Here is a 25,221-nt window from a genome sequence, read left to right as displayed (position 1 = left end):
GTCAGTTCCTTCCGGCTTCGGCTTCGGCTTCGGCACCGGCGAATCCGGTCGCCTCCGCCTGCCTGCGCTGCTGCTGTCGCTGCTGGAGCTGTTGCCGGAGGATCTCCAGGCTGCGCGTCACGGCGCCCACCTCGTCGTGGTTGCGGGGGAACAGGACCGTGCGCCGGTCGCCGTCCGCGAGGGCCTCTGCTCGACGGGCGAGTTCGCGCAGCGGGCCGACCACGACGATCTGCAGCCAGCCCAGGCAGGCCGCGCCGACCGCGAGGCCGAGCAGGCCGGCGAGGACGGTGCGGTTCTGGAGGCTGTACTCGTGGATGGCCAGGCCCTTGACCGACTGCCAACTGACCACGGTCCAGTCCATCGGCTTGGCCGCGCCGCCGCCGACGAAGGGCGCGGCGGCGGCGATGACGTGGTCGCCGCCGCTGCGGTAGAGGATGCTGCCGGGCCTGGGTGCCATGCCGACCTTGAGGGCGGAGCCCTCCACGAGGGCGTCGAGCCGTTCGTCGTCGAGCTTCTCGAAGGCGCGGTAGCCGCCGTTGGAGGCGATGATCCGGTGCTTGGCGTCGACCACCCGGATCTCGCCCAGGCCCGGCCGCCGCAGCAGGGAGTTGAGGAAGTCGATGCGGAACTCGCCGACGACGGCGGTCCCCTCGCGGCCGGGGATCTCGGCGGTGGCCACGATGACCGGTTCCTTGCCGCCCTCGTGCAGCGCGATGGGCTCCTTGCGCGGGCCCTTGCCGCCGCCGTCGGCCTGCGGGGAGCCGCCGGCGCGGGCGAGGACCGCGCCGGAGCCGTCCAGGACGTAGAGGGAGGCGTAGCGCAGGTGTTCCCGCGCGGTGCGCTCCAGGACGGTGGTCATGTGGCCCGGGTCGGTGTCGCCGCCCATCATCGAGGCCACGGACAGCAGGTCGGCGTGGCCCTCGTTGAGGGCGCGCCGGATGCGGTCGTTGAGGGTGTCGGTGCGTTCGCGCTGGTCGTTGACGAGCTGCTGCGGTACGACCACGTCCTCCCCGGCCCGGTTGACGAGCAGCCCGAGCGGCAGGCACCAGGCGAGGAGCAGCACCCCGCACAGCGCGAGGAGCGTACGGGCGCCCGTACGGCGCCTGCGGCGCGGCCGGACGACGGGCGCGGGGGCGCCGCCGCTGAGGAGCTGGACGCGCAGCCGTTCCAGGGCGGCGGCGATCCGCGCGGCCTCGGCGCCGCGCGGGACGGGCACGGGCCGGGTCAGGTCGCCGGCGGTCAGCCGCCGGCTCTCCAGGAACAGGGCGATCAGCGGCCGCTGCACGGTGGTCACCAGCAGGGCGATGACCAGGGCGGCGACCAGCAGCAAGGCGCCGGCCAGGAGGAGTCCGGCGAAGGCGTCGGAGGTGCGGGCCGGGTTCTGCGCCACGTTGACCATGGCGACGACGGTCAGGCCCAGGCTGGTCGCGTCGGTGGCCACGCCCGCCTCGGGGCCGGCGAGGTGGGCGTAGCCGGCGGCGGCGCGTTCGCCGCCCCACTGTCCGCCGGTCAGGCTGCCGCTGACGCCGAGGAAGCCGCCGGAGCCGGGCTCCTTGGCGGTCAGCGGATGGACGGAGGCCTTCTTCGCGGCGGTCTTCGCGAAGGAGGCGAGCTGCTTGGTGTCGCGCTTGACGTCGGCGCGCTGGAGGTCGGTGAGGACCATCTCGGGCTCGGGGATGCCGTCGTCGCTGAGGACGGTGCCGTCGGGGCCGACGACGGCGATGGCCCGGAAGTTGCCCAGGCTGATCCCGGGGAAGCGCAGGCTGCTGGAGGCGACGAGCAGCTGCTGCGGCTGCCCGTCCCAGGAGAGCAGGGAGAGGGTCAGCAGGCGCGTCTCGCCGTTGGCGAGTTTGACCATGCGCGGGGCGAGACCGCCCTCGCCGGCCAGTTTCGTGCGGTCGATGGCGGTGAGGGGGAGGTTCTCGCCGCGCGCGGCGAGCAGCCGGCCGGAGGCGATCTCCACGACGGCGGTGCCGCGCCACTTCTGGTAGACGCTGCCGATGCGGTCGAGGACGGCGTCGGGGGCGACGGGCTTCCCGGCGGAGAAGAGCGACGCCGCCCGGTTGAGGTCGGTGACGCTCTCGTCGAGGGAGGCGCGCAGGGCGATGGCGCCGTCCTCGGCGAAGTGCTGCTGGGAGGTGAGGACGGCCTCGGGGAGGCGGTCCTCGCGCAGGGTGCCCAGGCTCAGCGCGGTGAACCCGGCCAGGACGAGCAGCAGGACCGACAGCACGGTGATCGGCGGTCGGATGCCGCCGAGCAGGGACATGTCGGCCCTGCGGCGGGCCTTGCGTCGCCGCTTGGGGGCAGTGGCGGCCACAGGGTGTCCTTCCTGGCGGCTTCCCGGCTGGGAGGGGGAGGCGTACGGGGTGGTGGTGTCGGGGTGGGGGCGGCGTCCGAGGTGTCGTACGGAGGCGGCGGCGGGGGGCGGCGGGGCGCGGCCTCAGTCCGGGAGGGTCTTCAGGGGCGCGAGCCCGTCCTTGGCGGCGCCGCGGTTGAGCATCGTCCCCTGGGTGCGCTCGAAGGCCAGGCGGTAGCGGGCGCGCTGTTCGGGCAGCAGCCCGGCGTCGCCGCGCAGGGCGTCGACGACGTCGACCAGGCGGTGGTCGCGTACCGGCTTGGGCGCGGCGGCGGGCAGGTCGGCGCCGGGGGCGGTCTCGGGGTCCGGCGGGATGTCGGTGAAGGTGGGCACGAACCGGGCCTTCACGTCCCACCGGCCGTTCTTCTCGGCGAACTCGAACCAGCCGATCGCGCCCTCCTCGGTGAGGCCGCTGGGCACGTCGTGGCGGGCGAGCTGGTTGCCGAGGCCGTACGCGACCCAGATGCCGCCGACCTTCTCCATCGGCTGGACGACGTGCGCGTGGTGACCGATGACCAGGTTGATCCCGGTCTCAGCGGCGATCTTGCGGGCCAGTTCCAGCTGCGGATTGCTGGGGTTGGGCTGGTGTTCGCGGCCCCAGTGGATGGAGAGGATCACCACCTCGGCGCCGGCGGCGCGGGCCTTCTTCTCGGCGGCGGCGATGGCCTTGAAGTCGGTGAGGTTGGCCAGCCACGGCTTGTCCTTGGGGACCTCGCGGCCGTTGAAGCCGAAGGCGTAGGAGATCTGCGCGACCTTGACGCCCTTGACGTCCAGGACGAGCGGCTTGGCCGCCTCCTCCTTGTCGCGGGCGGAGCCGGTGTGCCGCAGGCCCTCGCGGTCGAGGGTGTCCAGGGTGCGGTAGACGCCCTCGGGGCCGTGGTCGAGGGTGTGGTTGGAGGCCGTGGAGCAGGTGTCGTAGCCGACGTTCTTGATCGCCTTGGCGATCTGCGGCGGGACGAGGAAGTCCGGGTAGGTCTGGAACGGGCCGTTCGGCTCGCCCAGGACCGGCTCCATGTGGCAGATGCCGAGGTCGGCCTTGCCGATGACGGGCTTGATCCCGGCCATGATCCGGTCGAAGTCGTAGCCGGTGCGTCCGGCGGCCCGCGCGTCGCGGGCGGCCTGGTCGGTGAGCTGGGGGTGGATCAGGATGTCGCCGGCCGCCGCGACGGTGAAGGAGCGGTTCTTGCCCGTGGCCGCGCGCCCCTGCTGCGGGGTCTCGTCGCCGAGCGGTCCGCAGCCCGCGAGCACGAGGCTCAGGGGGAGGGCGAGGAGCGCGGCGAGGATCCGGGGGCGGACCTGTCGGGTGGGGCTCATTTTCACTGGGCTATTTTCGGCCATATGGCGAGGATGAAAGCGGCGACGAAGACAACGATCATTGCGGCCACTTTCGGCATGATCATTACGGTGGCGCTTTATGTCGGTTTTGCTCCGACCCATTCGCCAGAAAAGGGACCTTCTCCTTCCGTTTCACCCTCGAAGATCGCTCCGGACCTGCGGGAAAGGGTGACGGGATTCACCTCCGCATTCGGTCTGAAGGGTGGCTACCGCGAGCCGTCGAAGGCGGAACGGGCGGCACTGGCGGAGGGAGCCTCGTACCTTTTCGACGGGAATGTCGGTATGGCGCGTTCTCGACTGTCCGAGGTGGACTACCGGCTCGACACCTTCACCGACGCCCCCTCCGGACGCCGCTACGCCGAGGTCGCCGACGCCGCCGTGGGCTCCGGCCGCAGCGGCCGCGGCGCCGGACGCGGCTGGGGCCGGATCTACGTCGACCTCGACGGCCCTGCGCGCTGGTCGGTCCAGGTCCCCCACCCCCTCGCCGACCGGGACACCGAACGGCTGGGCGCCGAGGTGCTGCGCGGCGCGCCCGGCGGGGTCATGGTCCTCGCCGGCGCCCACCGCGAGGCGGCCTCCGGCGCGGGCGGGCGCGGCGAGGGGGACGAGGACGCCTCCCCCGAGAAGGACCCGGCCGACATGGCGCACCGCACCGACTCGGTCTTCCACGCCGTCGTCACCGAACTGACCCGGCGCGGCCTGCCCGGGATCCAACTCCACGGCTTCGCCGACTCCTCGGCACCCGGGGCCCGCGCCGTCGTCTCCACCGGCGCGGGGGACGCGGCCGGCGCGGAGGCCGCCGCGCTCGCGGACGCGCTGGAGGGCGCGTGGGGAGCGCGCCGGGGGCGTGTCGAGGGGCGCGTCAGGGGCGCGCCGGACGGCCGGGGCGCCGCCGCCGTCTGCCGGGCCTGGGCCGACCCCTGCCCGCTCGCCGGCCGCACCAACCAACAGGGCCGACTGGCCGCCGAACGCGGGACCCGCTTCCTGCACCTGGAACTGGCCCGCGCCGTCCGCTCCGACGCCGGCGCGAGCGCCGGGGCCGTGCGCGCGATCACGTACGTCACGCAGGGCTGGGCCGGCCGGGGGTGAGGCGGGCGCGGGCCGGGCGTACGGCCGAGGGCCGGACCCCCTGACGGGAATCCGGCCCTCGCGTGACACCCGCGCGGGTGGGGTTACTCCTTGACGTCGTGGTCGTGGCCCTCGTGCAGGCCGCCGCCACTGCCCTGACCGTCGGTCGGCTGCGTCGGGACCGGCCGCCCGAGCGGAGCCAGGTCGAAGGCGTAGTGGCCGACCGCGTCCGCGATGACGTCGACGTTGATGTCGAGCGCCTTCTGGTCGATGTTGGTGATGTCGTCACCCTTGGCGTGGTAGTTCACGTCGTAGGCGACACCCGCCTGACCACCGAACTTCGCGGCCTGCTCGGCCGTCTTGATGCCCTCGGCACCGGTGAACGTACCGCCCGCCGGGATGCCCGCCTCGATGAACGGACCGTAGTCCGAGCGGCCGGAGAAGTCCGTGCCCTCGTGCGGGATCTTCTGCGAGTCGAGGAAGTCGGTGATCCCCTTCTCCAACTGCGCCGAACCCTCCGGGCCGGGGCCCGCGCCGACGCCGTCCGAGTCGTTGCCGTCGTAGACGAAGTAGGCGGAGTTCGGCGAGGCGATCATGTCGAAGTTCAGGTACAGCTTGATCTGCTTCTTCTGCGCCTCGCTCAGCGAGCCGACGTAGGCCTCGGAGCCCAGCAGGCCGAACTCCTCGGCCGACCACCAGGCGAACTTGACCTTGTTCTTGATCTTCGACTGGCTGCTCGCCAGGCGCTGCGCGACCTGGAGGATGCCCGCCGAACCCGAGCCGTTGTCGTTGATGCCCGGACCGGCCGCGACCGAGTCCAGGTGCGCGCCGAGGAAGACGGTGTTGTTCTCGTCGCCGCCCTTGGTCTCCGCGACGACGTTGTACGTCGTGCGGTTCTCGCGCATCTCGCGGATGTCCAGGGTGAGCGAGACCGGGCCCGAGGCCGCCTCGGCGGCCAGCTTCTCGCCGTCGGCCTGCGTGATGCCGCCGGTGGGGACCTTGCCCGCGGTCGGGTCGCCGAGGGTGCCGTTCAGGGCGCCGTCGGTGTTGTTGTAGATCACCGCGCCGACCGCGCCGGCCGCCGCCGCGTTCTGCTGCTTCACGGCGAACGCACAACCACCGCGCTTGACCAGCGCGATCCTGCCGGTGAAGGCACCCGCCGCGAAGTCGCCGGGCTCGCAGCCGTGCGTACCGTCGGCGTCGACCGGGGCGACCGCGACCGGCGCGGTGATACCACCCTCCGGACCGCTGGCCGTGTACGTCATCAGGTGGATCGGAACGTCACGACCCGTCGAGCCGTTGACCTTCAGCGACTCGGCGATCTTCTCGACGTAGACGAACTCGAACTCGTTGCGGGTCACCTGGTAGCCGGCGCCCTTCAGCACCGCCTCGACGTACTGGGCGGACTGGACGTGCCCCTTCGAACCGGCCACCCGGGTGCCGTTGTTGTAGTCGGCGATCGACTGGAAGACCTTCAGGTGGTTGTAGGCGCCCTTGCCGGTCGCCTCCTTGACCAGCTTCTTGGCCAGGGCGTCGCCCCGGGCGGCATCGCTCTGCGGGCTGCCGGTGGCACCGGCCGGACCCGCGAGGAGCAGCGGGGAGACGAGGGCGGCAGCCGCCAGAGCTGCGGTCGCTGCGGCTATACGGCGAGAGGGCATGAAGGTCCTTTCACGGCGTGTGCGGAGCGCACGATGCGTGGGGGAGTGGTGGGCGCACGTTAGACACCAACCGGCCGATCGCGCCAGGGTTTTCGCTGCTTCCGGTTTGTGAAATCCGGATATCGGGGCCTACGCGCCGGCGAAATCACGTCAAAGTCCGCAGGCCGGCGGTCCGGCGCACGGCGCATGTGGGCACGCGTTTCAGCGCAAAATGCCCTCGATGAAATCGGTGCCTATTCGGGCGACCACCGACAGATCCAACTGATGCTGGGCGTAACGGCCCTGACGGCGCGTGTGCAACAACCCGGCCTTCTTGAGCACGGCCAGGTGCCGGGACACCTCCGGCGCCGAGATCCCGAGCACCGTCGCCAGCTCGCTCGTCGTGTACGGGGCCCGCGCCAGACTCCGGCACAACATCATCCGCATCGGGTGGGCGAGCGCCTCCATCCGGCGCTGCATCAGCTCCACCGAACCCGACCCGGGTGCGGACGCCGGTTCGGGCGAGCGCAGCGGGTACTGCACCACCGGCCGCCAACCGGGCGCGTGCAGCACGAGCAGGTGCGGCCGGCCGAAGCTCGTCGGCACGAAGACCAGGCCGGCCCCGACCCGCGGATCCGTGGCGCTGGTCTGGCCGTTCACCATCTTGTCGGCGGTGATCGTCGTGTGCGCCTCGTCCACGCTCAGCGCGGACGACACCTCCTTCAGCGCCGCCGACAAGCCCTTGCGGCGCAGCACCTCCGTCTTGTGCCGCGCGTCGGCCGTCTGCAGGGGCTCGACGCGCCGCCAGGTCTCCGCGAAGAAGGCCTCGTCGCAGTCCTCCAGCAGCCGCCGCAGCCACACCCGCACCGACCCCGGATCGTCCAGCAGCCGCAGGGAGAACCGCAGCGGCGAGGGACCGCGCGCGGCCGCCGTCTCCAGCGCCTTGGCACGCGCGCCGGCGTCCGTCAGGGGGGAGGGGCCGCCGCCTTCGTTGTAGAGCGCGAGCCGACAGTGCTCCAGGGCGGCCATGACGAACCGCTCGTCGTCCAACCGATCGAGTACGTCCAACTCCTCGGCCAGCGTCGCGGCCGGCCGGCCGGTACCGCCCGGGACGCCGGCGAACGGCATGAACACGTCCGAGAAGGAGCTGCGCCACATGAAATCGGCCTCCAGCAGCCGATCCGCGAGGCACGGGTCGAGCGAGGCGCGAGTGGCGGTCGTCCAGGAATGCAGCTCCGGGTGGTGCGTCGGCTGGGAGAGCGCGTGCAGCGCCATGCAGAGCTCGGCGAGGGGCGACGGCGCGAAGCCGATCCGCTCCGCGGGGAGCCCGGCGATGTCGATGGTGACGCTCACGGCCCCATCATCACCCGTCGCGCGCGGGGGTGCGGAATCGGGTTGCGCCGCAGGTGGGAGGCGACGATTGACGGGGACCGTCAATCGTCGCGCCGGTCGGCGCCGGCGGGTTCAGGGTGGATGCATGACCGCCATCGAGCAGTACCTCATCGACACGTACCGCGCCGCGCAGCAGGGCGCCCCGATGCCGCCCCCGCCGGGCCGCGACGACGTCGCCACCGTCCGCGCGCTCCACACGGAAGCCCAATTCCGCGCCGTCCTGGCCGGCCGACCCCTCCGCCCCCGCCGCCGCACGCCCCTGTCCCGGTGGCTACACGGGGACGGGGCGTGCTGAGGGCAGGCGGTACGCCGCCCCGTGCGGGCGCGCCATCTCCCCCTCGACCCCCGGGGCAGGCCGGTGGTTGCCCGCCCGCCGCCCGGTGCCGGGGCGCGGGCCGGCTGGACAGCCGGTCGGGGTCGGGGGCGGCGGAAGCCCCTGGGGCGGGATCACAGCAGCTATGGGGCTTTCCCGTCAGTCTCATCGTCCTTCCGGGGCGTGCCGGCCCGTCAAGGGCGCTCACTGCGTTCGCGTCGCTCCGCGATCGCCTCCGGCGACCCTTGACAGCCCGTCCCGCCCCGGAACGACAAAGACTGCCGGGAAACCCCCAAAAGAACGGCACGGGGCGGACCAGGGCAGGGACGGCCCCGTCAGCGAAGAGGCGAGGGGTCGGGCGAGTCCCAGGCATCCGGGCACCTCATGGCCCCTTTCGGGACCGGGCGGCCGGCCTACCTCCCGCCAGGACGACGAAATCGTCCTGGCAAGCACCCAAGCGCGCCAGATCGCTACGCGCTCCTCATTTCTCGGCGTCCGCCGGCCGTCTTGGGCTGATATCCGCCCCAAAGGCGATCAGAGTGCTGCGGCGAGCGGTCAGGCGCATCAGGTCGCTACGCGCTTCTCCCGTCTCAGCGTCTGACGGTGGCGGGTCGAGGCCCTCTCGGTCAGCGTGGTGAACGAGTTCCAGCGTTACGCGGGGCTCCTGCTCTCGCGGAGAGCCTTCACCGCAGTCGTGCACAACTCGCGCGTCAGGTCCTCCGGACCGATACCCAAGTCGATCAGAACGCTGCGGACGTCATCGAGGGCTGCGGCCACCTCCTTCTCCTCGACGAGGGTTTCCAGTTCCAGGAATGTGCCATCCACCTCGGGGACGCGAACGAGGGTGGCAAGCAGTGGCAGCCCACACATGCTGCTGGATCTCCGCACCACCTCCGGAAACGCCGCCAGATCAAATGCGGCCCCACCAGAGCGCTGCTCACGACTGGCGGCGAGACCAAGGAGATTGCGACACGTCGCGGCGACGGTTGATGATCTCGTTCACGCGCGCCTGGGTCATGCCGACCGCCGCCGCGATACGTCCCTGACTGACTCCGCTGTATTGCTGCACGCATCGGAACACCAGTCAGGCAAAGAAGTCGGTGAGAGCGGTGTGGCCACGGTCGCCTACTCCCGGCATCTGCATATGAGATGGGAAGTCCCCCCGTGAGATTATCGTCTGCATTTCGACCCGTACGCACCGTCACGGAGTTCGCACTTTCTCGACTCTTTCGAGGAGCCGGCCGATGGGTGAGCGCTACGAGTACCTGCCTCACCGGCTCCTACGTCATCGCGTGCGCGACATCGCCTCCGGCACGGAGGGCGAGCTGATGGCCGTGATCAACGAGAACGTCTCCGACACCGGCGTCGAGCGCTGGATGCACCTCGCCTACATCCGCGCCGCCTCCGGCCGCTGAGATCCGAGGAGCGCGTAGCGATCCGATGGGCCTGACCGTTCCCCACAGCACTCTGATCGTCTTTTGGTGCGGGTATCGGCCCCAGACGGCCGGCGGACGCCGAGAAATGAGGAGCGCGTAGCGATCTGGCGCGCTTGGGCGCGCGCCAGGACGATCTGGTCGTCCTGGCGGTAGGTAAGCCGGCCGCCCGGTCCCGGAAGGGGCTGTGAGGGCCCGGATGGGTGGTGGGTGGGTTTTGGACCCTGACCCCTCGCCTCTTCGCTGACGGGGCCGTCCCTGCCCTGGTCCGCCCCGTGCCGTTCTTTTGGGGGTTTCCCGGCAGTCTTTGTCGTTCCGGGGCGGGACGGGCGGTCAAGGGGGGCCGAAGGCCCTCACGAAGTGACGCGACCGAAGGGAGCGCCCTTGAGGGCCCGGCCCGACACGGAAAGACGATGAGACTGACGGGAAAGCCCCAAGGCATCTCTGATCCCGCCCCGCCACGACACCGCCCCCTCCCCCCCCCGGCCCGCCCCCCGCCCGTCACCGGTCCCTCCCCCGGCCCAGGAGCTAGCATGGCGGCGTATCGTCCGGTACCCCCCGCGGACTGGAACGGAAGGCATTCCCCGCGTGAACGCACCCCATCAGACGGAGCCCCGGGATCCGTCCGGCCGCCCTGCCCGGCTTACCGTCGGCGTCGTCGGGGCCGGTCGGGTCGGTCCCGCGCTGGCCCGCGCGCTCCGGCAGGCCGGGCACCGCCCCGTCGCCGTGTCCGGCGTCTCCGACGCCTCCCGGCGCCGCGCCGAGCGGATGCTGCCCGACGTGCCGCTGGTGCCGCCCGCGCAGGTGCTGGAGCGGGCCGACCTGGTGCTCCTGACCGTCCCCGACGACGCCCTGCCCGGCCTCGTCGAGGGCCTCGCCGCCACCGGCGCCGTCCGCCCCGGGCAGCTCCTCGTGCACACCTCCGGCCGCTACGGGACCGCCGTGCTCGACCCCGCGCGCCGCGCGGGCGCCCTGCCGCTGGCCCTGCACCCCGCGATGACGTTCACCGGGACCGAGGTCGACGTGCAGCGCCTCGCCGGCTGCTCCTTCGGCGTCACCGCCCCCGAGGAGCTGCGGCTGGCCGCCGAGGCGCTGGTCATCGAGATGGGCGGGGAGCCCGAGTGGATCGCGGAAGAGAACCGTCCGCTCTACCACGCCGCCCTCGCCCTGGGCGCGAACCACCTGGTCACCCTGGTCGCCCAGGCCATGGAGCTGCTCCGGATCGCCGGCGTCGGCCACCCCGACCGGATGCTCGGCCCGCTGCTCGGCGCCGCCCTCGACAACGCCCTGCGCTCCGGCGACGCCGCCCTGACCGGCCCCGTCGCCCGGGGCGACGCCGGTACGGTCGCCGCCCACGTCTCCGAGCTGCGCCGGCACGCCCCGGCCACCGTCGCCGGCTACCTGGCCATGGCCCGTACGACCGCCGACCGGGCCCTCACCCACGGCCTGCTCAAGCCCGAACTCGCCGAGGACCTGCTGAGCGTCCTCGCCGACACCGCCGAACCGGAGGATGGCGAGCGATGACCGGCCCGCTCCTGCTGAACACCGCCGAAGAGCTCCACAAGCTCCCCCGCACCGGCCGCCGCGCCGTCGTGATGACCATGGGAGCCCTGCACGAGGGCCACGCCACCCTCATCCGCGGCGCGCGCGAGCAGGCCGGACCCGACGGGCAGGTCGTCGTCACCGTCTTCGTCAACCCCCTCCAGTTCGGCGCGAACGAGGACCTCGATCGCTACCCGCGCACTCTCGACGCCGACCTGTGGATCTGCGCGGAGGCGGGCGCCGACGCCGTGTTCGCCCCGGCCGTCGACGAGGTGTACCCCGGCGGCGCCCCCCAGGTGCGGATCACGGCCGGACCGATGGGCGGACGCCTCGAAGGCGCGACCCGCCCCGGCCACTTCGACGGGATGCTCACCGTCGTCGCCAAGCTGCTCCACCTCACCCGCCCCGACCTGGCCCTCTTCGGCCAGAAGGACGCGCAGCAACTGGCCCTGATCCGGCGCATGGTGACCGACCTGAACTTCCCCGTCGAGATCGTCGGGGTGCCCACGGTCCGCGAGGACGACGGGCTCGCCCTGTCCTCCCGCAACCGCTACCTGTCGCCCGCCGAACGCCGCACCGCGCTGGCCCTGTCCCGCGCGCTGTTCGCCGGCCGCGACCGCCTCGCCGCGCAGGCCGCCCTCCGGGCCCGCGCCGAGGCCGCCCCGGCCAGCGACGAGCGGGCCACCGCCCTGGCCCGGCTCGGCGAGATCCGCGCCTCCGCCGACGCGCACGCCGTCTCGGCCGCCGGCTCGGGCCTGCCGGACGCCGTACGGGCGGCGGCCCGGCACGTCCTGGAGGAGGCGGGCCGCTACGATCCGCCGCTGGTCCTGGACTACCTGGCGCTGGTCGACCCCGTCGACTTCACCGACGTGGGCCCCGACTTCACCGGACACGCCGTCCTGGCCGTGGCCGCGAAGGTCGGCACGACCCGGCTGATCGACAACATCCCCCTGGAGTTCGGAACCCCCCTGGAGTCCGGGCCACTGGAATTCGGAGCGCACGCGTGAGCACCACAGGCAGCATCCCGGCCGGCGGCACCGGCATACGGCTCCACGCCCCCGCCCCCGGCTGGGCCCTCGACGCCGACGTCGTGGTCGTCGGCTCCGGCGTGGCCGGCCTGACCGCCGCGCTGCGCTGCGCCGCCGCGGGGCGGCGTACGGTCGTGGTGACCAAGGCCCGCCTCGACGACGGCTCCACCCGCTGGGCCCAGGGCGGCATCGCCGCCGCCCTCGGCGAGGGCGACACCCCCGAGCAGCACCTGGACGACACCCTCGTCGCGGGCGCCGGCCTGTGCGACGAGGCGGCCGTACGGCTCCTCGTCACCGAGGGACCGGGCGCCGTCCACCGGCTCATCGCCACCGGCGCCGTCTTCGACACCTCCGCCGAGACCGGCGAGATCGAGCTGACCCGCGAGGGCGGCCACCACCGCCGCCGCATCGCGCACGCCGGCGGCGACGCCACCGGAGCCGAGATCTCCCGCGCCCTGGTCGACGCCGTCCACGCCGCCGGCATCCGCACCGTCGAGAACGCCTTGGTCCTGGACCTCCTCCAGGACGCCGAGGGCCGCACGGCCGGCGTCACCCTGCACGTCATGGGCGAGGGCCAGCACGACGGCGTCGGCGCCGTCCACGCGCCCGCCGTGATCCTCGCGACCGGCGGCATGGGCCAGGTGTTCTCCGCGACCACCAACCCCTCCGTGTCCACCGGCGACGGCGTCGCCCTGGCGCTGCGCGCCGGCGCGGAGGTCTCCGACCTGGAGTTCGTCCAGTTCCACCCCACCGTGCTCTTCCTGGGCCCGGACGCCGAGGGCCAGCAGCCCCTGGTGTCGGAGGCGGTGCGCGGCGAGGGCGCGTACCTCGTCGACGCCGACGGGGTGCGCTTCATGGTCGGGCAGCACGAGCTGGCCGAGCTGGCCCCGCGCGACATCGTCGCCAAGGGCATCATGCGCCGCATGCAGGAGCGGGGCGCGCACCACATGTACCTCGACGCCCGCCACTTCGGCGCCGAGATGTGGGAGCAGCGCTTCCCGACGATCCTGGCGGCCTGCCGCTTCCACGGCATCGACCCGGTGAGCGAGCCCATCCCGGTCGCGCCCGCCGCGCACTACGCGTCGGGCGGCGTACGCACCGACCTGCACGGCCGCACCACCGTCCCCGGCCTGTACGCGTGCGGCGAGGTCGCCTGCACCGGCGTGCACGGCGCGAACCGGCTGGCCTCCAACTCCCTGCTGGAGGGGCTGGTCTTCGCCGAGCGGATCGCCGACGACATCGTCGCGAGCGCCCCGCACGGCAGCGGTCCGGGCATACCCGTGCCCGCGACCGGCCCGCTCCAGCCCGCCGAGGCCCGCCACGAGATCCAGCGGATCATGACGCAGGGCGCGGGCGTGCTCCGCTCCGCCGAGTCGCTCGCCACGGCGGCGGCCGCGCTGGAGGACCTCTACACGACGGCTCTGGGCGAGCTGGAGGCCCACGGCAAGACCGCGACCCCCGGCGTGGACACCTGGGAGGCGACGAACCTGCTGTGCGTGGCCCGCGTCCTGGTCGCCGCCGCGCAGCGGCGCGCGGAGACCCGGGGCTGCCACTGGCGCGAGGACCACCCCGACCGCGACGACACGGCCTGGCGCCGGCACCTCGTGGTGCGCCTGTCGCGGACCGAGAAGCGGGCGCTGGTCGTCACCCCCACCGACTCCGCGGACTTCCCGTCCGTATTTCATCCCCTCAGCCTGGAGAAGTGACCGTGAGCACCCCCGAACTCCCCCTGATCGAGCAAAGCGATGGCGGCTGCGGCGACGACTGCGCCTGCGGTGACGGCGAGGAGACCGGTCTCGACCCGGCGCTCGCCCAGCTGCTGGTCGACGCGGGCCTGGACCCGATCGAGGTCGAGGACATCGCGCACATGGCGCTGTCCGAGGACCTCGACGGCGGGGTCGACGTGACCACCGTCGCGACCGTCCCCGAGGACGCCGAGGCCGTCGCCGACTTCGTGGCCCGCGAGGCCGGGGTCGTGGCCGGACTGCGGATCGCCGAGGCCGTGTTCTCCATCGTGTGCACGGAGGCCTTCGAGGTCGAGCGGCACGCCGAGGACGGCGACAAGGTCGAGGCCGGCGCGCTGCTGCTGTCCGTACGCGCCCGCACCCGCGACCTGCTGACCGCCGAGCGCAGCGCCCTGAACATCCTGTGCCGGCTGTCCGGCATCGCGACGGCCACCCGCCGTTGGGCCGACGTGCTGGAGGGCACCAAGGCCAAGGTCCGCGACACCCGCAAGACCACCCCGGGCCTGCGCTCGCTGGAGAAGTACGCGGTGCGCTGCGGCGGCGGCGTCAACCACCGCATGTCCCTGTCGGACGCGGCGCTGGTCAAGGACAACCACGTGGTCGCGGCCGGTGGCGTCGCCCAGGCCTTCAAGGCCGTCCGAGAGGCCTTCCCGGACGTTCCCGTCGAGGTCGAGGTCGACACGATGCACCAGGTCCGCGAGGTCGTGGACGCGGGCGCCGACCTGATCCTGCTGGACAACTTCTCGGTGCCGGACACCGAGGAGGCCGTCGCGCTCGTGGCCGGCCGCGCGACCCTGGAGTCCTCGGGCCGGCTCACCCTGGAGTCCGCCCGCGCGTACGCCGAGACCGGCGTGGACTACCTGGCGGTCGGCGCGCTCACGCACTCCTCGCCGATCCTGGACATCGGCCTCGACCTGCGCGAGGCGGTGTAACCCGTGCTCCTCACCATCGACGTAGGCAACACCCATACGGTCCTGGGCCTGTTCGACGGTGACGAGATCGTCGAGCACTGGCGCATCTCGACCGACCCGCGCAGGACGGCCGACGAGATGGCCGTCCTGATGCAGGGCCTGATGGGGACGCACCCGATGCTCGGCACCGAACTGGGCGACGGGATCCACGGCATCGCCATCTGCGCGACCGTCCCGTCCGTCCTGCACGAGCTGCGCGAGGTCACCCGCCGCTACTACGGGGACGTGCCGGCGGTCCTGGTCGAGCCCGGCGTCAAGACGGGCGTGCCGATCCTGATGGACAACCCGAAGGAGGTCGGCGCGGACCGCATCATCAACGCGGTCGCCGCCGTCGAGCTCTTCGGCGGCCCGGCGATCGTCGTCGACTTCGGTACGGCGACCACCTTCGACGCGGTGTCCGCGAAGGGCGAGTACGTGGGCGGGGTGATCTCCCCGGGCATCGAGATCTCCATGGAGGCCCTCGGGGCGCGCGGCGCCCAGCTGCGCAAGATCGAGCTGGCGCGGCCGCGCAACGTGATCGGCAAGTCCACGGTCGAGGCGATGCAGTCGGGCGTGGTCTACGGCTTCGCGGGGCAGGTCGACGGGATCGTGAACCGGATGGCCCGCGAGCTCGCGGGCCCCGCCGGCGACCCGGACGACGTCCGCGTCATCGCCACCGGCGGGCTGGCCCCCATCGTCCTCGGCGAGTCCTCGGTGATCGACGACCACGAGCCGTGGCTGACGCTGATCGGCCTGCGGCTGGTCTACGAGCGCAACGTGCCCAACTTCGGCTGAGTTGACGGCCCCCGCCCCGGCGGGGGCCGCTCCCTCGGCCCCGCGCCCCGGCCGTACTCCCTTTCCAGCGCGGCGACTTGGGCCCTCGTCCGTCACCGGCCGCCAGGCCGAACCATCAGGTTCAAGCTGATCGGTTAGCTTGTCGGCGTCGGACACAACGCATGGGAAGCGGCACCGCCGAGACGCCACAGGACGGCCCAAATGCCCCGTAAATCACCGTACTTGCAGGTGGTCGAATCACTCCGGGCCCGCATCGAGGCGGGTGAATGGGAGATCGGCGGCAAACTGCCCTCGCGCGCCCGGCTCGCCGAGCAGTACGCGGTCGGGCAGAGCGTCACCCAACGCGCCATGGAGCAGCTGATCATCGAGGGCCTCCTCGAAGGCCGCGCCGGTTCCGGCACCTACGTGCGCACCCCGCGCCGCCGCATGCGGATGCTCCGCACCCGCCGCCGCGTCCCGGGCTCCGGCAACACCTTCCGCTCCGAGGCCGCCGCGCACGGCATCGCCGCGTCCTGGGACTCCCGTACCTACCCCCAACTGCCCGCCCCCGCGCACATCGCCGCCCGCCTGGCCATCGCGCCCGGCGACCCCTGCGTGATGACCCGCTACGAGTTCATGGCCGACGGCAGCCCCGCCGAACTCTCCGAGTCCTGGGAGCCGCTGGCCATCACCTCCGGCACCCCCGTCGTCATGCCCGAGGACGGTGAACTGCGCGGCGCCGGCGTCGTGGCGCGCATGCGCGCCATCGGGATCACGGTGGGCTCGGTCGTCGAGGTCCCCCGCCCCTCCCGCGCCAACCAGGATCAGGCCAACCTCCTCGGCATCAGCCTCGGCGCCCTGATCACCCAGGTCGAGCGCACGTACATCGACGTCGACGGCCGCCCCGTGGAGACCGCCGACCTGGTCATCCCCGACTCCCGCTACGAGATCGCGTACGCCTTTCCCGTGGAGTGACAACCGCGGAGGGCCCGCGCGCGTCACAACAATCGCGTCGCGTTTTTCCCGGATGTCGCCGAAGTCCGCGCCGCGTGGCGCTAGCGTCACGCTGGAGAACACGCGACCCGTCCCACAGCGGAGGAGAGACCATGACCGCGACCGAGCGCCCCGAGTGGCGGAAATCGTCCTACTGCGGCGCCGGCGATGCCTGCGTCTACGTCGCCGCGGCCCCCGGCACGCTCGTGCGGGTCGCCGACCGGGCAGACCCCGCGCACCTCGTGATGGCCACCACCCACGACGCCTGGGCCGACTTCGTACGGGCCGTGAAGCAGACCAGCGACTGAGGCGCCGGACATCCGGCTGCGCCGCGCCGCACACCCCCACCCTCAGGGGATTTTGTCCGATTAGCGCGTATCTTCGGCCCATGCCCACGCCCTACGGATCCCGCGGCGGCATGGCGTTCAGCGCCGCCGAGCTGCTCGTGCTCAGGCGTCTCCTCGCCCACGCCCTCCAGTCCTCCACGGCCCCCCTGACGGCCGCGGAGGTCCAGGACTGCCTGCGCCTCGCCGCGTCGGTGGACGAGGCGACCGCCGAGGCGCGACGGCTCAGAACCTTCCTGCTCGCCGACCTCCACCGCTACCGGCGCGCGCTGCCCGGCAGCCTGTCCGGCTACCTGGAACTGCTCCAGGACGCCCTGACCGCCGGCTACGAGCCCGTCCCGGACGATCTCGCCGCCCTGCGCGCCCTGCGGGCCAACCCGCTCGCCGCCGCCGTCCTGGAGCGGGCCCAGGCCGTCGCCGAGCGCTCCGTACGCCGCCGGCTCGCCGCCACCGGCCCCGCCGGCCCCGGCGCCCGCGCGCCCCGCACCCGGCTGCTCGCCCTGGCCGCCGAGCCCCGGCCCGAGGAGCCCCGCCCCGAGCGGCCGCGGCCGGCGCCCTCGCCGCAGGAGCGGCCGCGCCCCGCCGCGCCCGGCAGGCCCGTACCGACGCCCGGCGAGGTCTTTCCGCCGCGCCGCAAACCCACCCCGCCCCCGGCGGCCGGCCTCGCGGTCGGGTAGCTACGCTGGGGGGCATGGACTACGTCTCCGCGCTCGTGCCCCCCATCGTGATGGCCGCGTTCTTCATCGCCCTCGTCGTGACGATCGTGAAGAGCCAGGGCGGTGCCAACAAGGCCAAGGAAGACGCGGCCGTCGACGCCGTGATCGCCCGCGCCGAGACCGGGCAGCAGCCGCGCAAGTAACGCGGGAGCAGCGCGAGTAGCGCGCAGTAGTGAGGCGGCGGCGCCGGAGCGTCGCCGGAGCGGCATTCACCGCGCGTTGCCGGCGAATAGTCGGGCAATTCATCCCAAGGCGCACTATTGTGCTGTTGTGCCTCGCCCCTTGGGAGAACTCGAAGACGCAGTGATGACGCGGGTGTGGCAGTGGAACCGCCCCGTCACCGTTCGGGAAGTCCTGGAAGACCTCCAGCGGGAACGGTCCATCGCGTACACCACGGTCATGACCGTTATGGACAATCTCCATCAGAAGGGCTGGGTCCGGCGGGAAGCCGAAGGCCGCGCCTATCGATATACGGCGGTCTCCACCCGGGCCGCCTACTCGGCCGCACTGATGAACGAAGCCTGGTCCACCAGCGACAACCCCGCTGCCGCTCTCGTGGCCTTCTTCGGCATGATGTCGGCGGAACAGCGCGAAGCCCTCCGCGACGCCGTCCGGATCGTCCAGCACGACGACGAGACCCAGGCCGATCCCGAAGGGGAGTCCGGCGAGCCGGGGCCCGAGCCGGGGCGATAACGTCCGGGTATGGGAGACCTTTCCACCGCAGACGCAAAAGCAGTGACGATCCGCCGTGCGCGCACCCGTGACGTCCCGGCCCTGCGCCGCCTGCTCGACCAGTACGTGCAGCAGCGGATCCTCCTCGACAAAGCCCCCGTGGTGCTTTACGAGGACATCCAGGAGTTCTGGGTCGCGGAACGGGACTCCGACGGCCGGGTGGTGGGCTGTGGCGCCCTCCACGTCATGTGGGAAGACCTCGCCGAAGTGCGCACACTCGCCGTCGACCGCGACTGGAAGGGCGCCGGCGTCGGTCACCGGGTGCTCGCCCAGTTGTTGGAGACGGCCCGCCGGCTCGGGGTGAGCCGGGTATTCTGCCTGACCTTCGAAGTGGACTTCTTCGCGAAGCACGGGTTCGTCGAGATCGGCGAGACCCCCGTCGAGACCGATGTCTACATGGAGCTGCTGCGTTCCTATGACGAGGGTGTCGCCGAGTTCCTCGGTCTCGAACGAGTGAAGCCGAACACCTTGGGCAACAGTCGGATGCTTCTGCACCTCTGACTCGATCGTGCCGGGCTTTTCCGGCGCCCGGCCCGCCTGTGGCCTATGTCCGAATCGCGCACGTTTCCCGCCTCGTTGAGGTCCTGAACCTCTCCCCGGGGGTTTGTGTTTTCCTGGCAAAAGCGGTTTCCTTTCCGCGTACTGCATTTTCGATGAAAGGAAATCCGGTGGCACAGAAGGTTCAGGTCCTTCTTGTCGACGACCTCGACGGTGGCGAGGCGGACGAGACCGTGACGTTCGCTCTGGATGGCAAGACCTACGAGATCGACCTCACCACCGCGAACGCAGAAAAGCTCCGCGGGCTGCTCGACCCTTACACCAAGAGCGGCCGCCGCACCGGGGGCCGCGCCTCCACGGGCCGCGCCAAGGGTCGTACCGCGGCGTCCACGGGCAACCCGGACACCGCCGAGATCCGCGCCTGGGCGAAGTCCCAGGGAATGAGCGTCAACGACCGCGGCCGCGTCCCGGCCGAGATCCGCGAGGCCTACGAGAACCGCTAGGACCGACGCGTACGCCGACCCAGGCGGGCGCGGTGGCATTCCGTCGCCGCCGCGGCCACCAGGCGTACGAGATCGGGCCCCACGCCGTTCTCACCGGGTCCGGCACCGGACCCGGGGCCCCGCCCCGGACCGGGCAGGGCCGGCAGCCGGGCCTCGCACCCCGGCTCAGGGGGCCGCAGCCAGAGCGCGGCCCCCGGGCCCCGGGAGCACCTGGGCGGCACGGGGGCGGTGATCCCGCCCCCCGCACCCAGGGCCACCAGATCCAGGCCCACGCCGCCCCACTCCAGCCAGTCCAGCAGCCCGTCGAGCTCCTCGGCGCCGCCCGGGGCCACCAGGAAGCACATCCTGCGCCCCGTCAGCGCCACGGGACCGGTGACCACGGGCCCCCGCAGCACCTCGGCGCCCGCCTCGGCGGGCAGCTCCAGCACGTCGAAGCGGAGCCCGGTGAGGAGCAGGGCGGGCGACCCCGCGGCCACCGTCCAGCCGAGCACGCGCTCGTACCAGGCGAAGTCCGGGGACGAGCCGGGGAGCGAGTCCGGGGGCGACGGGAGGACGGCGCCGGCGGGGCGAGGAACCATGACCGGAGCAACTGCGACCCCCGACCCCGGGTTACGCACCGCGTCCGCGCCATTGCGCAACGTAAACGAGCGTCGACCGGAGTCCCACATTCGGGACACAAGTGTGTTCGCCCGTAGCGGAGGGAACCGTGCCCATCGGCATGGAGTGTCAGTCCTTACGGGTAAGACATTCCTAGTGGATCGGGGCGACACGCTGATTTGAGCGGCTTCCGTTCGCCATCGGCGTACACGTGTGACGGGTATCTGCCTGGCCTGCGGGAACATCGTCTCGCACCATCGGGTTGGAGCAGTTGTCGGCTCTTACAGCCGGTTTTCCTCACCGACGTGGGGGTGAGCCGCGGACGGATGTCGGCAGTTGGAATGAGCTGTCCCGCCCCGCGGGACTAGCATGCGGAAGGACAGGGCGGGGACCGACCCCGTACTGCCCGACCGCTCTGAGGAGCGATAAACGATGTTCGAGAGGTTCACCGACCGCGCGCGGCGGGTTGTCGTCCTGGCTCAGGAAGAAGCCCGGATGCTCAACCACAACTACATCGGCACCGAGCACATCCTCCTGGGCTTGATCCACGAGGGTGAGGGTGTCGCCGCTAAGGCCCTGGAGAGCCTCGGGATTTCGCTCGAGGCTGTTCGCCAGCAGGTTGAGGAGATCATCGGTCAGGGCCAGCAGGCCCCGTCCGGACACATCCCCTTCACCCCGCGGGCGAAGAAGGTCCTGGAGCTTTCGCTCCGTGAGGCCCTCCAGCTCGGCCACAACTACATCGGCACCGAGCACATCCTGCTCGGCCTGATCCGCGAGGGCGAGGGCGTCGCCGCCCAGGTCCTCGTGAAGCTGGGCGCCGATCTCAACAGGGTCCGGCAGCAGGTCATCCAGCTGCTCTCCGGCTACACCGGAGGCGGCAAGGAGTCGGCCACGGCAGGCGGCCCGGCCGAGGGTACCCCCTCGACCTCGCTCGTCCTCGACCAGTTCGGCCGCAACCTCACCCAGGCTGCCCGCGAATCCAAGCTCGACCCGGTCATCGGGCGCGAGAAGGAGATCGAGCGGGTCATGCAGGTGCTGTCCCGCCGGACCAAGAACAACCCGGTCCTCATCGGCGAGCCCGGCGTCGGCAAGACCGCCGTCGTCGAGGGCCTGGCCCAGGCCATCGTCAAGGGCGAGGTGCCCGAGACCCTCAAGGACAAGCACCTCTACACCCTGGACCTGGGTGCGCTCGTCGCCGGTTCCCGCTACCGCGGTGACTTCGAGGAGCGCCTGAAGAAGGTTCTCAAGGAGATCCGCACCCGCGGCGACATCATCCTGTTCATCGACGAGCTCCACACCCTCGTGGGTGCGGGTGCCGCCGAGGGCGCGATCGACGCCGCGAGCATCCTGAAGCCCATGCTGGCCCGTGGTGAGCTCCAGACCATCGGTGCCACGACGCTCGACGAGTACCGCAAGCACCTTGAGAAGGACGCCGCGCTGGAGCGCCGCTTCCAGCCGATCCAGGTGGCGGAGCCTTCCCTCCCCCACACGATCGAGATCCTCAAGGGCCTGCGCGACCGCTACGAGGCCCACCACCGCGTCTCCATCACGGACGAGGCCCTCGTCCAGGCGGCGACGCTCGCGGACCGCTACATCTCGGACCGCTTCCTGCCGGACAAGGCGATCGACCTGATCGACGAGGCCGGCTCCCGGATGCGCATCCGTCGGATGACGGCGCCGCCGGACCTCCGCGAGTTCGACGAGAAGATCGCGGGCGTGCGCCGCGACAAGGAGTCGGCCATCGACTCCCAGGACTTCGAGAAGGCGGCTTCGCTCCGTGATTCGGAGAAGCAGCTGCTCGCCGCGAAGGCCAAGCGCGAGAAGGAATGGAAGGCCGGCGACATGGACGTCGTCGCCGAGGTCGACGGTGATCTGATCGCCGAAGTCCTCGCGACCGCGACCGGCATTCCCGTCTTCAAGCTCACGGAGGAGGAGTCTTCCCGCCTCCTGCGCATGGAGGACGAGCTCCACAAGCGCGTCATCGGCCAGAAGGACGCCATCAAGGCGCTCTCCCAGGCCATCCGCCGCACCCGTGCGGGTCTGAAGGACCCGAAGCGTCCCGGTGGCTCGTTCATCTTCGCCGGCCCGTCCGGTGTCGGTAAGACCGAGCTGTCCAAGACGCTCGCCGAATTCCTCTTCGGCGACGAGGACGCGCTGATCTCCCTCGACATGTCGGAGTTCAGCGAGAAGCACACGGTTTCCCGTCTCTTCGGTTCGCCCCCCGGCTACGTGGGCTACGAAGAGGGCGGCCAGCTGACCGAGAAGGTCCGCCGGAAGCCGTTCTCCGTCGTCCTCTTCGACGAGGTCGAGAAGGCGCACCCGGATATCTTCAATTCCCTTCTCCAGATCCTGGAGGACGGTCGCCTGACCGACTCCCAGGGCCGGGTCGTGGACTTCAAGAACACGGTCATCATCATGACGACCAACCTGGGTACGCGGGACATCTCCAAGGGCTTCAACCTGGGCTTCGCCGCCCAGGGCGACGTCCGCACCGGCTACGACCGGATGAAGGCGAAGGTCAACGAAGAGCTCAAGCAGCACTTCCGGCCCGAGTTCCTGAACCGTGTCGACGACACGGTCGTCTTCCACCAGCTCAGCCAGGAAGACATCATCCAGATCGTCGACCTGATGATCGCCAAGGTGGACGAGCGCCTCAAGGACCGCGACATGGGCATCGAGCTCAGCGGTGACGCGAAGCAGCTCCTGGCCAAGCGCGGCTACGACCCGATCATGGGTGCGCGCCCGCTGCGCCGGACCATCCAGCGCGAGATCGAGGACCTGCTGTCGGAGAAGATCCTCTTCGGCGAGCTGCGCCCCGGTCACATCGTGGTCGTCGGCGTGGAGGGTGAGGGCGAGGAAGCCAAGTTCACCTTCCGCGGCGAGGAGAAGTCGGCTCTGCCCGACCTGCCTCCGATCGAGGCCACGGGCTCCGGCCCGGACCTCTCCAAGGGTGCCTAAGCGGTAGCAAGCGGTAGCAGCGCCGCTAAGGGGCGGCCCCGGAACCGATCGGTTCCGGGGCCGCCCCTTTTTCCCGTTTCCGGAGCCGTGAACCGGGGTGGAGGTCGCGGAGCCGGTGACAAGCCGCACAGGGCAAATCGGACCTACTAGGACCTCTCGTAGGATTCGGCGTCCGTTTTGTCCATACCCCGCCCCTGTCCGGAGGCCGTCAACCGGCTACGTCACACCGTGGCCGCTACGAGTCCGAGTAGTAAAAGGGACGTTTGGGGAAGTCCCGCCCCACGGGTTACCAAGGATGGGCAAGCCCGGCATCGACGGCCCGCAGGTCGCAGCGCCGGGCCCTTTCTTGCCTGATTCACGTCCTTGTCCCCGGCCCCGGAGGTCTCCGCATGTCCGCGAAGCGCGTCAGCACCCGTCGTATCCGTACCGCCGTCACCGCCACCGGTCTCGGTGTCGTCCTGGCGCTCGGAGCCGGCACGGCCGCCGCCTTCGCCGACGAGGCCCCCACCGCGCTGCCCGCCACCGCCGAGCTCGCCGCCGTTCAGGCGCAGGCCAAGGCGCAGGCCGACGCCGCCGCCGCGAAGACCGCCCTGTGGGCGAAGCCGGTCACCGGCTACACCCTCTCCGCGACCTTCGGTCTGGGCGGCAACATGTGGTCCCACAAGCACTCCGGCCAGGACTTCGCCGTCCCGACCGGCACCCCGGTCAAGGCCGCCGCCGCCGGCACCGTCGTCAAGGCCGGCCCCAACGGTGGCGGCGACGGCCCCGCGTACGGCAACGCCGTCGTGATCAAGCACGCGAACGGCAAGTACTCCCAGTACGCGCACCTGTCGAAGATCCAGGTCAGGATCGGCTCGAAGGTCGCCGTCAACCAGCAGATCGCGCTGTCCGGCAACACCGGCAACTCCAGCGGCCCGCACCTGCACTTCGAGATCCGCACCACCCCGAACTACGGCTCGGCCATCAACCCGATGGCCTTCCTGCGCGGCGCCGGCGTCACCATCTGACCCGCCGCGCCCCACAGCCCGAGGGCCCCGGACGTTCATCGCGTCCGGGGCCCTCGGGCTTTCGGCGTGCCGAGCGGGCTCGGATCAGCGAGCGGGCTCAGATCAGCCAGGAGTGCGTCGGCCTGGTCTTCTTGTCGAGCTTGTTGTTCTTCAGGCCCGTGATCTGCGCCTGGCCCAGCGCCTGGTCGAAGATGCGGATGTGGTCGAGCGGCCCGTCCCAGGCCGCGCTCCAGATCCCGTGGTGGCGCGCCCGCCCGAGCTGGAGGGGGCCGGGGCCCGCCCAGATGCCGGAGACCTGCGCCTGCCCGGCCTGCTTGTCGTCGACCCAGAGCGCGATCGTCTTCTTCTCCGCGTCGTAGGTGCCGGTCAGCAGGGCCCAGGTCCGCGTCGTGTCGACGTTGTCGGCGACGACCTGCTGGGCCGTCGCCGCCTGGCCCTTGTCGCCGGTCTGGACCCGGAACACCCAGGCCTTCTTGCCGCCCACGACCTCGAAGCCCAGCTCGAAGGAGTACGAGTCCCCGTCGCCCTGGCTCACCGCCATCCGGGAGCCGGTTTCGGCCACGTTGTAGGCGCGGGTGGAGACGGTGAAGCTCTTGGTGACGTCGACGCCGGCTTCCGCGCCCTGCGCGTAGGAGTCGGGCGTCCCCTTGAAGCGGACCTCGGTCCGCTTGGCCAGCTCGCCCAGGGAGGCGCCGGGGCCCAGGGCGACGGCCATCTTGCCGCTGCGGTCGCGCAGCAGGTTCGGCTCGCCCGGCACGGTGGGGGAGCCGTCCTCGGAGGCCTTGGGGTCGGGGGACTCGGCCGAGCCGCCGGAGGGGTCGGGGGAGCCCGAGGCGGCCGTCGTCGGCTTGTCGGTGGGGTCGTCCTTCCCGTTCAGGAGGAAGAAGCCCGCGCCGCCCGCGACCAGGACCAGGGCGAGCCCCCCGATCCCGAAGGTCAGCAGCCGGCGCTTGCGCCGCTCGGCCTCCGTACGGTCGGCCATCGCCTGCCAGTCCGGCTGCGGGGTGGCGCTGAAGCTCTCGGGGGGCGGGAACGCGGCCTGCGGCGGCTCCTGCGCCGCCGGGCCGGGCGGGGGCGGCCCGAAGCCCTGTCCCTGGGCCGGTTCGGGCTGGTACGGGTTCGGCTGCCCCGGATCCGGCGCGCCGAACCCGCCGGGTATCGGCCCCGGCGGGTATCCGTAGCCGCCGCCGCTCCCGGGGGCGGGGTCGGGCTGGGGGCTGTGGGGGCGATCCGTACCGTCAGTCATGGCACGGATGCTAAAACATGGCCCCGCCCGGACGAACGGCCCCCGGCATTACCG

Annotated in this window: 25 protein-coding genes; 17 read left to right on the top strand and 8 right to left on the bottom strand. The window is 71.8% G+C overall.

Going from position 1 to position 25,221, the window contains the following annotated elements; translation table 11 throughout:
* Position 1: 1 nt before the first annotated feature.
* Both M4D82_RS15115 and M4D82_RS15110 read right to left on the bottom strand, forming a co-directional pair.
* Positions 2 to 2,266 (bottom strand): HAMP domain-containing protein, encoded by a 2,265-nt coding sequence (locus M4D82_RS15115; protein WP_249771826.1) that lies wholly within the window; start codon positions 2,264 to 2,266, stop codon positions 2 to 4.
* Positions 2,267 to 2,440: 174 nt separating this feature from the next.
* Positions 2,441 to 3,670, bottom strand: a complete 1,230-nt coding sequence (locus M4D82_RS15110) for a CapA family protein (RefSeq protein WP_249766551.1) — start codon at positions 3,668 to 3,670, stop codon at positions 2,441 to 2,443.
* A 303-nt stretch (positions 3,671 to 3,973) separates the two neighbouring features.
* Between M4D82_RS15110 and M4D82_RS15105 the strand changes: the two genes are divergently transcribed.
* Positions 3,974 to 4,780, top strand: coding sequence for a hypothetical protein (locus M4D82_RS15105; protein WP_249766550.1), 807 nt, complete (start codon positions 3,974 to 3,976; stop codon positions 4,778 to 4,780).
* Positions 4,781 to 4,863: 83 nt separating this feature from the next.
* Here M4D82_RS15105 and M4D82_RS15100 read toward each other — a convergent pair whose 3' ends face one another.
* Positions 4,864 to 6,417, bottom strand: a complete 1,554-nt coding sequence (locus M4D82_RS15100) for a M28 family metallopeptidase (RefSeq protein WP_249766549.1) — start codon at positions 6,415 to 6,417, stop codon at positions 4,864 to 4,866.
* A gap of 201 nt (positions 6,418 to 6,618) precedes the next feature.
* Positions 6,619 to 7,749 (bottom strand): DUF5937 family protein, encoded by a 1,131-nt coding sequence (locus M4D82_RS15095; RefSeq protein ID WP_249766548.1) that lies wholly within the window; start codon positions 7,747 to 7,749, stop codon positions 6,619 to 6,621.
* Positions 7,750 to 7,873: 124 nt separating this feature from the next.
* Between M4D82_RS15095 and M4D82_RS15090 the strand changes: the two genes are divergently transcribed.
* Positions 7,874 to 8,083 (top strand): hypothetical protein, encoded by a 210-nt coding sequence (locus tag M4D82_RS15090; protein WP_249766547.1) that lies wholly within the window; start codon positions 7,874 to 7,876, stop codon positions 8,081 to 8,083.
* A 669-nt stretch (positions 8,084 to 8,752) separates the two neighbouring features.
* On the opposite strand, the gene M4D82_RS15085 is transcribed toward M4D82_RS15090, so the two are convergent.
* Together M4D82_RS15085 and M4D82_RS34075 are read right to left on the bottom strand one after the other, a co-directional pair.
* Positions 8,753 to 8,926, bottom strand: a complete 174-nt coding sequence (locus M4D82_RS15085) for a hypothetical protein (protein WP_349637066.1) — start codon at positions 8,924 to 8,926, stop codon at positions 8,753 to 8,755.
* Positions 8,927 to 9,038: 112 nt separating this feature from the next.
* Positions 9,039 to 9,170 carry a hypothetical protein gene (locus M4D82_RS34075; RefSeq protein ID WP_283844477.1) on the bottom strand — a complete coding sequence of 44 codons (132 nt, stop codon included), beginning with the start codon at positions 9,168 to 9,170 and terminating at the stop codon, positions 9,039 to 9,041.
* Between the two features lie 175 nt (positions 9,171 to 9,345).
* On the opposite strand from M4D82_RS34075, the gene M4D82_RS15080 reads away from it, so the two are divergent.
* From M4D82_RS15080 to M4D82_RS15020, 13 genes are all read left to right on the top strand, one after another.
* Positions 9,346 to 9,516, top strand: a complete 171-nt coding sequence (locus M4D82_RS15080) for a hypothetical protein (RefSeq protein WP_249766546.1) — start codon at positions 9,346 to 9,348, stop codon at positions 9,514 to 9,516.
* Between the two features lie 606 nt (positions 9,517 to 10,122).
* Positions 10,123 to 11,058 (top strand): Rossmann-like and DUF2520 domain-containing protein, encoded by a 936-nt coding sequence (locus tag M4D82_RS15075; protein WP_249766545.1) that lies wholly within the window; start codon positions 10,123 to 10,125, stop codon positions 11,056 to 11,058.
* On the top strand, positions 11,055 to 12,083 hold the full coding sequence (panC, locus tag M4D82_RS15070; RefSeq protein ID WP_249766544.1) for a pantoate--beta-alanine ligase: 1,029 nt from the start codon (positions 11,055 to 11,057) through the stop codon (positions 12,081 to 12,083). The genes M4D82_RS15075 and panC overlap by 4 nt, the downstream gene beginning before the upstream one ends.
* Entirely contained in the window at positions 12,080 to 13,810 is a 1,731-nt protein-coding gene (locus M4D82_RS15065; protein WP_249766543.1) for an L-aspartate oxidase, read from the top strand. The genes panC and M4D82_RS15065 overlap by 4 nt, the downstream gene beginning before the upstream one ends.
* Before the next feature lie 2 nt (positions 13,811 to 13,812).
* Entirely contained in the window at positions 13,813 to 14,781 is a 969-nt protein-coding gene (gene nadC / locus M4D82_RS15060; protein ID WP_249766542.1) for a carboxylating nicotinate-nucleotide diphosphorylase, read from the top strand.
* Between the two features lie 3 nt (positions 14,782 to 14,784).
* Entirely contained in the window at positions 14,785 to 15,594 is an 810-nt protein-coding gene (locus M4D82_RS15055; protein ID WP_249766541.1) for a type III pantothenate kinase, read from the top strand.
* 201 nt (positions 15,595 to 15,795) lie between these two features.
* Positions 15,796 to 16,548 (top strand): GntR family transcriptional regulator, encoded by a 753-nt coding sequence (locus M4D82_RS15050; protein ID WP_249766540.1) that lies wholly within the window; start codon positions 15,796 to 15,798, stop codon positions 16,546 to 16,548.
* A 131-nt stretch (positions 16,549 to 16,679) separates the two neighbouring features.
* On the top strand, positions 16,680 to 16,874 hold the full coding sequence (locus tag M4D82_RS15045; RefSeq protein WP_249766539.1) for a DUF397 domain-containing protein: 195 nt from the start codon (positions 16,680 to 16,682) through the stop codon (positions 16,872 to 16,874).
* Between the two features lie 80 nt (positions 16,875 to 16,954).
* Positions 16,955 to 17,587 carry a hypothetical protein gene (locus M4D82_RS15040; protein WP_249766538.1) on the top strand — a complete coding sequence of 211 codons (633 nt, stop codon included), beginning with the start codon at positions 16,955 to 16,957 and terminating at the stop codon, positions 17,585 to 17,587.
* Between the two features lie 14 nt (positions 17,588 to 17,601).
* Complete coding sequence (locus tag M4D82_RS15035) at positions 17,602 to 17,769, top strand: hypothetical protein (protein ID WP_249766537.1); 168 nt, start codon at positions 17,602 to 17,604, stop codon at positions 17,767 to 17,769.
* A 127-nt stretch (positions 17,770 to 17,896) separates the two neighbouring features.
* Positions 17,897 to 18,319 carry a BlaI/MecI/CopY family transcriptional regulator gene (locus M4D82_RS15030; RefSeq protein WP_249766536.1) on the top strand — a complete coding sequence of 141 codons (423 nt, stop codon included), beginning with the start codon at positions 17,897 to 17,899 and terminating at the stop codon, positions 18,317 to 18,319.
* Positions 18,320 to 18,328: 9 nt separating this feature from the next.
* Positions 18,329 to 18,859: an amino-acid N-acetyltransferase gene (locus tag M4D82_RS15025; RefSeq protein ID WP_249766535.1), complete on the top strand. Its 531-nt coding sequence runs from the start codon at positions 18,329 to 18,331 to the stop codon at positions 18,857 to 18,859.
* A 167-nt stretch (positions 18,860 to 19,026) separates the two neighbouring features.
* A complete protein-coding gene (locus M4D82_RS15020; protein ID WP_249766534.1) occupies positions 19,027 to 19,359 on the top strand; it encodes a histone-like nucleoid-structuring protein Lsr2 in 333 nt (110 codons plus the stop codon).
* Here the strand turns inward: M4D82_RS15020 and M4D82_RS15015 are convergent.
* Positions 19,356 to 19,937 carry an SCO3374 family protein gene (locus M4D82_RS15015; protein WP_249766533.1) on the bottom strand — a complete coding sequence of 194 codons (582 nt, stop codon included), beginning with the start codon at positions 19,935 to 19,937 and terminating at the stop codon, positions 19,356 to 19,358. The two genes, M4D82_RS15020 and M4D82_RS15015, sit on opposite strands and share 4 nt — an antisense overlap.
* A 451-nt stretch (positions 19,938 to 20,388) precedes the next feature.
* Between M4D82_RS15015 and M4D82_RS15010 the strand changes: the two genes are divergently transcribed.
* Together M4D82_RS15010 and M4D82_RS15005 are read left to right on the top strand one after the other, a co-directional pair.
* On the top strand, positions 20,389 to 22,914 hold the full coding sequence (locus M4D82_RS15010; protein ID WP_249766532.1) for an ATP-dependent Clp protease ATP-binding subunit: 2,526 nt from the start codon (positions 20,389 to 20,391) through the stop codon (positions 22,912 to 22,914).
* A gap of 389 nt (positions 22,915 to 23,303) precedes the next feature.
* Positions 23,304 to 23,921: a M23 family metallopeptidase gene (locus M4D82_RS15005; RefSeq protein ID WP_249766531.1), complete on the top strand. Its 618-nt coding sequence runs from the start codon at positions 23,304 to 23,306 to the stop codon at positions 23,919 to 23,921.
* A gap of 97 nt (positions 23,922 to 24,018) precedes the next feature.
* Here the strand turns inward: M4D82_RS15005 and M4D82_RS15000 are convergent, their stop codons facing one another.
* The gene (locus M4D82_RS15000; RefSeq protein ID WP_249766530.1) at positions 24,019 to 25,167 is read right to left on the bottom strand and encodes a LamG-like jellyroll fold domain-containing protein; all 1,149 of its coding nucleotides are present in this window, start codon (positions 25,165 to 25,167) and stop codon (positions 24,019 to 24,021) included.
* Between the last annotated feature and the right edge of the window lie 54 nt (positions 25,168 to 25,221).

Source organism: Streptomyces sp. RerS4, from assembly GCF_023515955.1.
GTDB lineage: Bacteria > Actinomycetota > Actinomycetes > Streptomycetales > Streptomycetaceae > Streptomyces.
This window is presented reverse-complemented; position numbering and strand designations above follow the sequence as displayed.